10 protein-coding genes are annotated in these 11,870 nt (G+C 67.7%); 2 read left to right on the forward strand and 8 right to left on the reverse strand.

What is annotated here, in order from left to right; genetic code table 11:
* Positions 1–3: 3 nt before the first annotated feature.
* From pth to ROY82_03720, 6 genes are all read right to left on the reverse strand, one after another.
* Positions 4–627 carry an aminoacyl-tRNA hydrolase gene (gene pth / locus ROY82_03695; protein ID MDT3681572.1) on the reverse strand — a complete coding sequence of 208 codons (624 nt, stop codon included), beginning with the start codon at positions 625–627 and terminating at the stop codon, positions 4–6.
* Entirely contained in the window at positions 624–1,247 is a 624-nt protein-coding gene (locus ROY82_03700) for a 50S ribosomal protein L25 (GenBank protein MDT3681573.1), read from the reverse strand. Before ROY82_03700 ends, pth begins: the two co-directional genes overlap by 4 nt.
* 94 nt (positions 1,248–1,341) lie before the next feature.
* The gene (locus tag ROY82_03705) at positions 1,342–2,286 is read right to left on the reverse strand and encodes a ribose-phosphate pyrophosphokinase (protein MDT3681574.1); all 945 of its coding nucleotides are present in this window, start codon (positions 2,284–2,286) and stop codon (positions 1,342–1,344) included.
* A gap of 234 nt (positions 2,287–2,520) precedes the next feature.
* The gene (rny, locus tag ROY82_03710) at positions 2,521–4,194 is read right to left on the reverse strand and encodes a ribonuclease Y (GenBank protein ID MDT3681575.1); all 1,674 of its coding nucleotides are present in this window, start codon (positions 4,192–4,194) and stop codon (positions 2,521–2,523) included.
* Complete coding sequence (gene recA / locus ROY82_03715; protein MDT3681576.1) at positions 4,191–5,234, reverse strand: recombinase RecA; 1,044 nt, start codon at positions 5,232–5,234, stop codon at positions 4,191–4,193. The genes rny and recA overlap by 4 nt, the downstream gene beginning before the upstream one ends.
* Positions 5,235–5,343: 109 nt before the next feature.
* Complete coding sequence (locus tag ROY82_03720; GenBank protein ID MDT3681577.1) at positions 5,344–6,771, reverse strand: CinA family nicotinamide mononucleotide deamidase-related protein; 1,428 nt, start codon at positions 6,769–6,771, stop codon at positions 5,344–5,346.
* Positions 6,772–7,025: 254 nt separating this feature from the next.
* On the opposite strand from ROY82_03720, the gene ROY82_03725 reads away from it, so the two are divergent.
* Both ROY82_03725 and ROY82_03730 read left to right on the forward strand, forming a co-directional pair.
* Entirely contained in the window at positions 7,026–8,522 is a 1,497-nt protein-coding gene (locus ROY82_03725; protein ID MDT3681578.1) for a magnesium chelatase, read from the forward strand.
* 52 nt (positions 8,523–8,574) lie between these two features.
* Positions 8,575–9,825 (forward strand): VWA domain-containing protein, encoded by a 1,251-nt coding sequence (locus ROY82_03730; GenBank protein ID MDT3681579.1) that lies wholly within the window; start codon positions 8,575–8,577, stop codon positions 9,823–9,825.
* A gap of 169 nt (positions 9,826–9,994) precedes the next feature.
* Here ROY82_03730 and ROY82_03735 read toward each other — a convergent pair whose 3' ends face one another.
* Positions 9,995–10,813, reverse strand: coding sequence for a tetratricopeptide repeat protein (locus ROY82_03735; protein MDT3681580.1), 819 nt, complete (start codon positions 10,811–10,813; stop codon positions 9,995–9,997).
* A gap of 44 nt (positions 10,814–10,857) precedes the next feature.
* Positions 10,858–11,868, reverse strand: coding sequence for a polysaccharide pyruvyl transferase CsaB (gene csaB, locus ROY82_03740; GenBank protein MDT3681581.1), 1,011 nt, complete (start codon positions 11,866–11,868; stop codon positions 10,858–10,860).
* Positions 11,869–11,870 lie beyond the last annotated feature (2 nt).

Raw genomic sequence — 11,870 nt, forward strand, 5'->3', positions numbered from 1 at the left:
GCTTCAGTCGGGAAGCGAGAGGTCCAACCCGTTGACCGCGTTCATGGCCTCCGGCGCCCCGTGGCGAACGGTCAACTCGACCGCGTCGGCGGCCGTCGCCACGACGAGCCCGACGAGCGGCGCCTCGCCTGCCGTGAAACGGCTGAGCACCCAGTTCTCCACCTGCCAACCATCCGGCGGGCGGCCGACGCCCACCTTCACCCTGACGAAGTCGGTGCCGACCGCGCGGGTGATGTCGGCTACTCCCCGCTGGCCGCCGCTCGTGCCGCCGACTCGCACCCGCAGCTTACCGAGGGGTAGGTCGATGTCGTCGTGCACCACGATGGTCTCGGACGGCCGGATGTTCCCGCGCGTCATGGCGGCCTGCACCGGACTTCCGGAGCGGTTCATGAAGCTAAGCGGTTTGAGGAGCAGAAGGGCCCCGGCGGCCAGGGTCCCGGGCGGGAGCTTGGCGGTGGCCGCCACGCGCCCCTGCCTGAAGTTCGCGCCGTGACGCCGAGCGAGCTCATCGACGACAAGGAACCCGGCGTTGTGCCGGGTTCCTGAGTAACGGGGGCCGGGATTGCCCAGGCCCACGACCAGCTTGAAGGTGACGCCCGGCGACCCTTGGTCCGCCGCGAGGCTCAATCCTCTTCCGGCTCCTCGGGAGCAGCGCCGATGACTTCGGGTTCGACGGTCTCCTCGGCGGCCTCGGTCTCATCCTCCTCGGCGACTCGTGGCGGGACCACGGCGACGAGCGCGAGGTCGAGGTCGTCCAGGACCTCGGCCTCGGCCGGCAGGTTGGCGACGATGGCGCCGATGTGAAGGCTGTCGCCGATGTCGAGGCCACTAACGTCGAGCGTGACGTGGTTGGGGATGTTCTGCGGCAGCACCGAGATGCGCACTTCACGCCGCTGGACGTCGAGCAGGCCGCCCTCGCGGACGCCCACGGGGGTGCCGACGAACTCGATGGGCACGTTGACCTCGAGGAGCTGGCCGGCGGTGATCGCGTAGAAGTCGACGTGCATGGGCTCGCGCCGGCGCTTGTCCATCTGCACCTGCTTGACGAGCACCGAGCGCGACTCGCCGTCGATCACGAGGTCGATCAGGCTCGAGGTGCCCTGGGACCGGAAGGCCTTGTCGAAGGCCCGCAGGTCTACGGTGATGGCTTCGTTGAGTTCCCTGTTGTAGACGATGGCTGGGAGCTTCCCGGCGCGTCTCAAGTGCGCGGCCGTGCCCGGCACGCGCTTCTCGGCGTTGATTCTCATGGTTCCTCCGGTGCGCATGGCACTCTAGGCGACGCGCTTGCAACTAGTGACGATACTAGGTGACGGCCATGGCTGTAAAGGTGTGACGGTGCAGTCAGCTGGCGAAGAGAGAGCTTACCGATACGTGATCGTGTACGTTGCGGATCGCCTGTGCCAGGAGCGGCGCCACGCTCAGCACGTGGATCTTGTCGCTCGTTTCGACGAGCGGGATGGTGTCGGTGACGTAGATGCCGGTGATCGCCGGGTGGTCGAGGCGCTCCATGGCCGGCGGGGTGAAGACGGCATGCGTCGCGGTTACCCGCACGTCGGGCTGTGCGCCGAGTTCGAGCAGCGCCTCTATGCCACGGCGCATGGTGCCGGCGGTCGAAATCATGTCGTCCATGATGATCGGCCTCTTGCCCTCGACCTCGCCGATCACGTGAGTGACCTCGGTCTCGGTGGGGCTGGTGCGGCGCTTGTAGAGCATCACCAGCGGGAGGTCGAGGAGGTTCGCGAGGCGGCGAGCCTCGGTCGCCCGGCCGACGTCCGGCGATACGACCACGCTGTCGGTGAGGTCCGTGCCCTTTAGGTTCTCGCCCAGGATGGTGAGGGCGGTGAGGTGATCGACGGGCACGTCGAAGAAGCCCTGGATCTGGCCCGCGTGGAGGTCGACCGTGATGACGCGGTCGGCACCGGCCGTTTCGAGGAGGTTGGCGACGAGTTTGGCCGTGATCGGCTCTCGGGCCTGCATCTTCTTGTCCTGGCGGGCGTAGCCGAAGTACGGGATGACGGCGTTGATGCGCCACGCGGAGGCGCGCCTGAGCGCGTCGATCAGTACGAGCAGTTCCATGAGGTGGTGGTTGACCGGCGCGCAGGTCGACTGGATGATGTAGCAGTCGCCGCCCCGAGCGCTTTCGTCGATTGAGATGCGCGTCTCGCCGTCGGGGAACTGCGTTACCGTTCCGTGCGCCAGCCGGCCGCCCAGGTGTTTGGCCACGGCCTGCGCGAGCGCCTGCGTGGCGTTGCCGCTGAAGAGCTTCACGTCCTCGCCGCCCCTCACTGACGACCACCCTGGTGCGGCTGGTCAAGTGCTCCTGGAGCTGCCGTGCCATGGCAAAGCGCGGGCTGGTTACGGGTTAGAAGCGTCACGGAACACCTCGCAGGGGACTAGGGCCGGGGTGTAGCGCCCCCGGTGGGGCGCCCCTCGTGCGGCCAGGGGAAGTATACCCAGGTGAGCTCGGTCGTTCGCGGCCGCCGGCTGATCGAGGGCCGACGGCCGGCCGGCTACCCAAGCTCAGCGGGCGTACTCCACGGCGCGCGATTCGCGCACCACCGTGACCTGCACCTGCCCGGGGTACTCCATGTCCTGCTCGATGCGGTTGGCGACGTCGCGCGCCAGCAGCACGGCCGTGGCGTCGTCGACGCGTTCGGGCTGCACGATGATGCGCAGCTCGCGACCGGCCTGGATGGCGAAGGCGCTGTCGACGCCCGGGAAGCTGGTGGCGATGGTCTCCAGCCCCTCCAAGCGCTTGATGTAACTCTCGAGCGTCTCGCGGCGCGCCCCGGGCCTGGCCGCGGAGACGGCGTCGGCGGCGTTGACGATGATGGGGAAGAGGGTCTCGGCGTGATCGAGCTCGTGGTGGTTGAGGATGGCGTCGATGACTTCCTTCGGCTCCCCGAAGCGCCGACCGAGGTTCGCCCCGATCTCCGTGTGGGTGCCCTCGATCTCCCGGTCTATCGACTTGCCGATGTCGTGCAAGAGGCCCGCGCGGCGCGCCATCGCCTCGTCGAGGCCGAGCTCCGCCGCGATGATGCCGCTCAGGTGCGCTACCTGCACCGAGTGCTTGAGGATGTTCTGGCCGTAGCTAGTGCGGAACTGCATGCGCCCCAGCAGTTGGACGAGGCCGGGCTTGAGCCCGACGACGTTCGCCTCGAGGGCGGCCTCGTCGCCCCGCTCGCGGATGTAGGTCTGCATCTCTTGCTGCGCCTTGTGCACGACCTCCTCGATGCGGGCCGGGTGGATGCGGCCGTCGGTCACTAGCTCGGAGAGGGCGAGCTGCGCGACCTCGCGGCGCATGGGGTTGAAGCTCGACAGCAAGACCGCCTCGGGCGTGTCGTCGATGATGAGGTCGACGCCGGTGAGCGCCTCGAAGGCGCGGATGTTGCGCCCCTCACGGCCGATGATGCGGCCCTTCATGGCGTCACTCGGGATGGGCACGACGGAGACGCTGATCGCGGCCGAGACCTCGGAGGCGCTGCGCTGGATCGCCTGGGCGAGGATGTCCTGTGAGCGCTTGCGGGACTCGGCGTCGGCACGTTCGAGCGCGCCGCGGATGCGCACGGCCTTCTCGCGGTCGAGCTCGCTGTCGAGCTTGTCGAGGATCATCTGGGTGGCCTGCTCGCGGCTCAGCTGCGCGATCTCGTGCAGTTGCGCCAGGGCGGCCGCCTCGCGCGCCTCGATGCCTTCTTCGCGCGTGACCAGCTCGGCGTTGCGTTGGTTGAGGCGTTCCTCGGCCTCGTCGAGGCGCAGCGCGCGGGCGTCCTGCTGCTCGCTGCGGCGGTTGAGGCGTTCCTCCTGCTGTTCCAGGCGTTCGCGGTCGCGGCGCGCCTCGTCGCGGGCTTCTCGGGCCGCCTCGCGGTCGCGCTCGATCTCGGCGAGGGCGCGCTCCGAAGTGGCCTTGGCCGTCTCGCGGACGTGCGCCAGCTCGTCTTCGAGCCGGCGGCGCTTGCCGGCTTCCTCCTCGGTCCAGGTCTGGCGCGCCCGGGCGAGTTCGGACTCGATGGTCCGCTTCGCCTCGTCGGTGATGTCGCGGGCGGCCCGCTCGGCCTCGGACAAGCGGGCGGCCACCAGGCGCTGAGCCTCGGCCTCCGCGTTCTGGTCGCTGCGCTTGCGCAGCAGGTACATGCCGACCGCGCCGATGAGCAGGCCAAGAAGGAGTAGCAAGACGTAGGTGACAGATCCGTTCACAGGGCACCTTCCTCGAGTTCGCCTTCACTACTGGTGCCGGTCTTGCCTCCGAGTTTGAGGGCGTCCATGACCTTGCCGCGGATCTCACCGATCAGCTCGGGATTAGCAGCGATGAACTCCACCGCCCGCTCCTTACCCTGACCCAACCGCGTGTCCCCATACGAGAACCACGACCCGCTCTTAACCACGATCCCAAGATCACTCGCCACCGCCACCAGATCCCCCAACTTATCGAACCCCTTACCGAACACGATGTCCACCTCCGCCTCACGAAAAGGCGGCGCCACCTTGTTCTTCGTCACCTTCACCCGCACCCGATTACCCACCCGCTCGACCCCCACCTTCACATCCCCCTTACGCCTCACCTCAAGCCGCACACTCGCATAAAACTTAAGCGCCCTACCCCCCGGCGTCGTCTCCGGATTCCCATACATCACCCCGATCTTCTCCCGGATCTGATTGATGAAAATCGCCGTCGTCCGCGACTTCGACAACACCCCCGTCAACTTCCTGAGCGCCTGCGACATCAACCGCGCCTGCAACCCCACATGCGCATCCCCCATCTCACCCTCGATCTCAGCCCGCGGCGTCAACGCCGCCACACTATCCACCACCACCACATCCACCGCCCCCGACCGCACCAACAACTCCACGATCTCCAACGCCTGCTCACCCGTATCCGGCTGCGACACCAACAACTCATCAACGTCCACCCCCAACGCCGCCGCATAAGCCGGATCCAACGCATGCTCAGCATCCACGAACGCCGCCACCCCACCAGCCGCCTGCGCCTCAGCCACCACATGCAAAGCCAAAGTCGTCTTACCCCCCGACTCCGGCCCATACACCTCCACCACCCGCCCCCGCGGCAAACCCCCAACCCCCAACGCCACATCCACACTCAAAGACCCAGTCGAAATAACCCCAGACCCCAACACCCCAACCGGCTCAGCCCCCAACCGCATGATCGCCCCACGACCAAACTGCCGCTCGATCTGCAACAAAGCGGACTCCAAGGCCTTCTTGCGCTCGTCTTCCATGGTCTCGCAATCCTCCATCCGGTGAGGAGTGGGCCCGTGATGGGCCTACCCCTGTGGTCGCGCCGCCGCCGGTGGCCGGACCCTGCCGGGCCCCATCACCGAACGGTCGTCAGCGCAACGCGGACCGGATGAGGTGGAGGCTGGTGAAAGCGGTCCTTTCGCGTTGCCAAGGCCCGCCAAGTGGTGGCAAGTCGAGGTGCTTCACGGAAGTTCCGGAGTCACTAGCAATCGCGATAACTACCTTCGTCATCAGGCGTTCTTCCTCAACCGGTCGGCCGCCGACGACGTTCGACGCCCCGGAAACACTGCCCGGTGGGGGCGGCGCTCCGGAGTCGGTGTCAACGTCAGCGGCGCTGCGTGCGTCGAAATCCAAGTTCGAGGGCGCCGCCAGGACCGGAACGCAGGGTCCCAGGTTGGCGATGCCGATGTCAGCCTTGAAGAACGCTCTGACCGCAGCCGCGAGCGCGGCCACGAGCTCGACGGCCTCGTAAGGCAGTCGCTGAAGGAGTCGAGTGTGTACCCCGAGCGCTCTCATGGTTTCCACGTCGCATGCTATCACGCTGCCCCTTATGGCCCCTGATCGGTCCGGGGCCACGCTCGGGCTTCCCGCGAGGTTCTTGGGCCGGGCGAGCGGGTCGGTGCCGTCGTCGGCGCCGACCAGGTAACCGGTAAGCACTCCGCCCGTGGCGCCCTCCGCTATGGCGACGCGTTGTCCGCGGGCACGCAGCAGGGCCAGCACGAGGCTGGGGAGATCGTCGCCGTTGGTTCCCCACACGCTGTCGCCCAACGCTGCGGCGACCGCGTTCATGGTTGGTTTCGCGAGCATCAAAGCGTGCTCGGCGTCGTCGGCCTTCGCGGCCACGCGCACGTGGACGCCGTCGGCCTTGGCGTAGGTGGCCACGCTCGGATTGGCCTGCATGGTGAGCGCGCCGAGGGCCTCGGCCACCGTCGATTCGCCCACGCCGATCGTCTTGAACGTGTGTACGAAGAGCTTGCTGCTGGGCAGCGGGAGCCGGGGGAGGGCCTCGACCTTCCACATCCTCTCCAGTTCGCGAGGCGGCCCCGGCAACGTGACGATGTAACGGACCGATGCGCCACGCGTGACGCGCGCGAGCCAGCCCGGAGCCGTTCCGATCGGGTTGGGGAGCACCTCGGCGGAAGGGATGAGGCGGGCCTGCCTGAGGTTCGACTCGGGCATGTGACGGCCGCGGCCCGCGAAGCGCTGCCGCAGCCACGCTTCCAGCGTGGGGTCGACGTGCTGCTCCTCGCCCAACACGCCTGCTATCGCGTCGCGGGTGACGTCGTCGTCCGTGGGGCCGAGGCCGCCGGTCAGGACGACCAGGTCGCTGCGGCCGAGCGCGCCCGAGAGTGCTTGTGCGATGCGCTCCAGGTTGTCGCCGACGCGCTGCGACCAGTAGACGTCGACCCCGATCGCCGCCAGGTCGGCGGCCACGCGAGCGCTGTTGGTGTCGACGATCTCGCCGAGCAACAGCTCCGTACCAACGGCGATGACTTCCGCGCTGCGGATGGCTTTCATGAGAGACGATACCAGGGGTAACAACAGATGACAGGTGTCCGCCTATGTAGTAAGGTTGAGGCGGTTCCTCCCCCCTAGGAACCGGGAGAGGGCCTAGGCCCTCCACCATCTCCTCTCTTTGACCCTGCGTTCCCCCACGCAGGGTCAGACTTTTGGTGTAGCCGGGTGACCCTCGGTGCGCGCTTAGCCTAGAAGTCCTAGGCAGATGTCCTGCCCGGCGGCGAACGGCTCATCGGCCGGTGCTAGCATTACCCATGGCAAGCTCCCCGTTCATCGCAGATAGTACGTCCAGCACGCACCCCAGGCCCGCGACGACGCTGGCGGAGCTGCGCGGCACCAAGTGGGAAAGGCTCGCTGGGCGCAGTGTGAGAGACGAGATCCGCGCCAACCTCGTGGCCGCCCTGCAGCGGGGCCAACCCCTCTTCGAGGGAGTGCTCGGCTATCAAGACACCGTGGTTCCCGCCATCGTCAACGCCCTGCTCAGCCGGCATCACTTCATCCTTCTCGGGCTCCGTGGCCAGGCCAAGACGCGGATCCTGCGCCAGCTCGTAACCTTCCTCGACCCGGAGGTGCCCTACATCGCGGGCACGGAGTTGCGTGACGATCCCTTCGCGCCCATGTCAGTGGAAGGCCGAGAGGTCCTCGAGCGCCAGGGCGACGACACGCCCATCGAATGGCTCCAACGCGATCAGCGCTACGTCGAGAAGCTTGCCACCCCGGACACCACGGTCGCGGACATCGTTGGCGATATCGACCCGATCAAGGCCGCCAAGCTCGGAACCCGGCTCGGAGACGAGCGCGCCGTGCATTTCGGCCTGCTGCCGCGGGCCAACCGCGGCCTATTCGCCATCAACGAACTGCCCGACCTCGCGGGTAAGGTCCAGGTCGCACTCTTCAACGTCATGCAGGAGGGCGACGTTCAGATCAAGGGCTACCCCATGCGCCTCCCGCTGGACCTTCTGCTCGTCTTCAGCGCTAATCCAGAGGACTACACCGCGCGCGGCAAGATCATCACGCCCCTGAAGGACCGTATAGGCAGCGAGGTGCGGACCCACTATCCGGTCAGCGTCGAAGAGGGCATGGCCATCACCAGCCAGGAGGCCTGGACCGAGCGCGAGGAGGGCGTGGTCGTGCCCACCTTCGTTGCCGAGGCGGTAGAGGAGGTGGCGTTCCAGGCGCGGATCGATTCGCGCGTCGACAAGCACTCCGGCGTCTCGCAACGCCTGCCCATCAGCCTGCTGGAGAACGTCGTCAGTAACGCCGAGCAGCGCGCGTTGTCGGTGGGAGGACCGGGCATGGCCCGCATATCGGACCTTTACAAGGCCTTACCGGCGGTGACGGGCAAGATCGAGCTCGAGTACGAGGGCGAACTCAAGGGGTCCGAGAACGTGGCGCGCGAGATCGTGCACCGGGCGATAGGTCAGGTGTACGCGCGGCGGGCCGCCGGCCTGGACGCATCGGAAGTCGTCGAGTACTTCGAGGAGGGTAACAACCTGCGTTTGCGGGCAGACACGGCGAGTGGCGAGTGGCAGGGTCAGCTGGCCGGTGTGCCGGGGCTGCTCTCGTTGGCCGACAGCGTGGCGGCCTCGGAACCTCTACACTCCGCGGAGGGCACCGACGATCTGGTGGTGGTCACGGCCGAGTTCATCCTGGAAGGGCTCCACGCCCGGAAGTTGATAGGCCGTAGCGAGGAGTTCGGCTACTCCGCGCCCGAGAGCCGGGAACCCTCGACCAGGCCCCGGTGGAACTGAGGCATAACCCGGCCGGCGCCCTGGCGTCCGGCGCGCGGAGGAGGTGAGGCCAATGGCAGTAGTCCGCTACTCCAAGTATGAAGGGGGCCTTGACGACCTCGACATGGCCGACCTCATGCGCATGCTCCAAGACCGCCTCATGCAGTCGGGTTTCGAGCGCAACCCGTACGATCCCGACCCCGACTATCAGCAGTCTCTCCAGGAACTCTACGAGGCGATCGCGCAGGCGCTGATCGAGAACGCGCTGGTGAGTGAAGACGTCGTCGAAGCGGCGCTCAACTCCGAGAACTGGATGAACAGCGAGCTGGGTGAAGCGGCGCGCCGGCTGGCCCAGCGACTTGGCCAAGAGGGCTACGTACGCACGATGCCCACGGGCGAGGACCCCACCGAACCAAGCGGGACGGCGGGCGCCAACGGCGAAAGCCCCGACCCCGGGCAGGTGAAGTTCGAGCTCACCGACAAGGCCATCGATTTCCTCGGTTACAAGACGCTACACGACGTGCTGGGAGGAGCCGGCAGGTCGAGCATTGGCGCTCACGACACGCGCTTCTCGACCACCGGGGTGGAGACGATCGGCGCCACGAAGGAGTACAGGTTCGGCGACACGCTCAACCTGGACGTGCCGGCCACCCTCGGGCACGCCGCCGCTCGGGGCCTGCACGCGGGAAGCCTCGACCTGCAGGAGGACGACCTCGTGGTGCAGGAGTCGGAGTTCCACTCGTCGGCGGCCACCGTCGTCATGCTCGACTGCAGCCACTCGATGATCCTCTACGGCGAGGACCGCTTCACCCCCGCCAAACAGGTGGCGCTCGCCCTGGCGCACCTGATCCGCACCCAATACCGGGGTGACACCGTCAAGTTCGTGCTCTTCCATAACGGGGCGGAGGAGATCCCGCTCGGGCGCCTCGCGCGGTCGCAGGTGGGTCCGTATCACACCAACACGGCTCAAGGCTTGCGGCTTGCCCAGCGCCTCCTCATGCGGCAGAACAAGGAGATGAAGCAGATAGTGATGATCACGGACGGGAAGCCCTCCGCCATCACCCTCCCAGACGGCCGCCTCTACCGCAACGCCTACGGCCTCGACCCGCTCGTCCTAGGCGAAACGCTCCGCGAGGTCAACTCCTGCCGCCGGCACGGCATCCAGATCAACACGTTCATGCTGGCGCGCGACCCGGAGCTGGTGGCGTTCGTACAGCGCGTCAGCGCCATGACCCAAGGGAAGGCGTACTTCACGACGCCCCACACGATCGGCCGCTACGTGCTGCTCGACTACCAATCGAGGCGCACCAAGCTGGTCAACTGATCCTTCGGGCGTGTCCGGGGCGCACCAAGCTGGTCAACTGATCCTTCGGGCGTGTCCGAGGCGCACCAAGCTGGTCAACTGATCTTTCGGGCGTGTCCGGGGCGCACCAAGCTGGTCATCTGGATCCCGACGCGGTCGCGGGGGCATGGCGCAAGGCGTCGGCACCGGTTCACTCGAACGAGCGCGACAGCCTGTCCAGCGCCTGGATAGCCGGCGCGTAGTTGGGATCGGCCGTCTTGGCCGCGCGGTAGTTGACCTCTGCCCGGTCGATCTCGCCGAGGCGCTCGTAGGCCTCACCCAGGCGGTAGTACGCCTCCACGTAGGCGGGGCTCCCCGGGCGCGCCTCGCCCGGGTCCGTGGCCTCGAACACGTCTATGGCCGCGTTGAAGGCGGTGATGGCTTCTGGCAGCCGGTCGGTGAACACCAGGAGCCGCCCCTTGTCGACGTAGGGCCAGAGTTTCGAGCGACCCTCGTCCGTCGTCGCGGCCGCGTCGAAAGCCGCGATGGCCTCGTCATAACGCGCGGCCTGCCACGCCACGCGCCCCCAGTCCATGGCGAACTGGTAATCGCGGCTCCTGAGGAAAGCGTTCTGCAAGGCCCGCAGGGCACCCGCAGGATCGCCGTTGGCGGCCCGAAGCAGGCCCTGCAGGTTGACCACGGCCGGGTCGGACTCACCGTCAATGGCCACGGCCCTGTCGAGTTCCGTGAGCGCGCCCGTTAGGTTACCGGTCAGGTACAGCGCGCGCGCGTACAGGAAGTGCGCGCGACCACTGTCGGGGTATCGGGCCACGAGTTCGGGACCGTTCAGCCGCGCGGCGGAGTTGTAATAGCCCTGCTCGAGCAGGTCGCTCATCTGCGTGAACTCGTTCTCCTGAGCCGTGGCAACCGCCGCCACGAGCAGCAGCGCGACCAGCGCCAAGGCGCGCCAGGCGGCGCGGTCGCCAGAGCCCCGCGGGCCAGGGCGTCGATCGAGACGTTCCTCGTGCACGGCGTAAGGGTAACTCACGTCTGGGTGAGAACGCGTGGTGTTCCCTACGCCCCCGCGGTCCGCTCGGGGCCCAGAACGTCGGCCAGCCAATCGAGACCTTCGGAGGCGAGGCGCGTCAGGTGGTCGATGGCGTGGACCTCCATGGGTGGTGACGTTCTCACGAGGTTCACGAGCGACTTCTGGTCGACGGGCCGCTGGAACGACGGCGCCGCGGCCTGAGCCAGGAAGCCGCGCACCTTCGGGTCGTAAGACAGCCCGGCGAAGCCGACTCCCGCCCGTGCAGCCAGGATGCAACCGTGCAGCCGCACGGAAACCACGTAGCGCGCGCCGGAGACGGCGCGCAGCGCCAAGGCGGGCGTCGTCGCGTCCCTGACGTCCAAGCCGGGCACCAGACGTACCAGTCGGTCTACCGCGGGCGAGTCCTGCTGCGGGTGAAGCGCCGTCGCCGCGAGCGGCGTGCCGTCCTCCCTCAGTTGCAGCGCGAGGGTCTCGAGGGCGGAGTTGAGGACGTCCTGACCCGACCGGGGCACCAGGACCACCGGACCGCTGGGGTCGCGGCCGGGCAGGTCGGGCGGTACGTCGAGCAGCAAGGCAGGATCCGCCACCAGCACGGCCGACAGGTTCAAGGTGCCGGCGAGCGCCAAGGACTCCTGATCGCGAACCGCCACCGGCAGGCCCCTCAGGGCAGCCGCCGTCCGCCCCAACCCGGCAGTGCTCAGCGGCCCCAACGATTGCCCGTACAAGACGACGCGCTTGCCGAGCCGCCTGGCCAGGCGCACCACGCCCAGGTAGTAGTCGAGGCTGCGGGAGCTGGTCACGTCCTGAAGCAGCCCCCCGCCACCGGACACGAGCGCCCCGCTTCGCAAGAGCGCGGGCAGGAGGCCGGACACGCGGTCGAACGACCGGACACCGTGGAGCTCCCGCGTGGCCCGCGGATCGGCGGACAGCACGACGGGCTCGAAGCCACGTTCTCGCAGCCCGCTCACCAGGCCCGCCAGGAGCGCCTCGTCCCCGACGTTACCCGCGCCGTAGTAGCCGCTAAGCAGGACGCGCACGT

Origin of the sequence: Truepera sp. (genome assembly GCA_032027045.1) — a bacterium.
Lineage (GTDB): Bacteria > Deinococcota > Deinococci > Deinococcales > Trueperaceae > JAAYYF01.